This is a genomic window from Terrisporobacter mayombei (assembly GCF_020748465.1).
Lineage (GTDB): Bacteria > Bacillota > Clostridia > Peptostreptococcales > Peptostreptococcaceae > Terrisporobacter > Terrisporobacter mayombei.
The window spans coordinates 1-538 of sequence record NZ_JAHZMP010000087.1 but is presented as its reverse complement, the minus strand read 5'-3'; the positions used below and the strand labels follow the sequence as shown (position 1 = coordinate 538).

The following is a 538-nucleotide window of genomic DNA, read 5'->3' as shown; positions in this document are numbered from 1 at the left end:
GAAAAAATTGTACATCCAGAAGACTGGAATCGTTTTTATAAGTCAAACACTGAAATAGGTAAAAACCAGATGGATTATCATACAGTGGAATTTAGGGCTAAAAATCGTAGTGGAGAATATATATGGTTAAGATGTAGAGGGCAACTAATGCGTGATGAATTTGGAGAATCAAGTATTTTTGCAGGAATAATGACGCAATTAGGTAAACAAAATAAGATTGATTCATTGACACAGTTACTGAATTATCATGAATTTATGAGTGTATTTGAAGATAAAATTTCAAATCCTATGATTGAAAACTTATGCATAGTATTATTAAATATTGACGATTTTAAAAAAGTTAATGAGATGTATGATAGGGATTTTGGAGATAATATAATAAAAACACTAGCACAGTCTATACAATCTATTTTACCAGATAATGCTGAACTTTATAAACTTGATGGAGACGAAATGGGCATTCTTGTTGATAATGTTGAAGAAAATGAAATTCTAACTCTATATGATCAAATACAGAATATGATTATACACCTTCAAC

At 29.0% G+C, this 538-nt stretch carries 1 pseudogene; it reads left to right on the top strand.

The features are described from left to right. A pseudogene (gene pdcA, locus K0039_RS20460) lies at window positions 1–538 on the top strand (c-di-GMP phosphodiesterase PdcA); the annotation flags it as partial.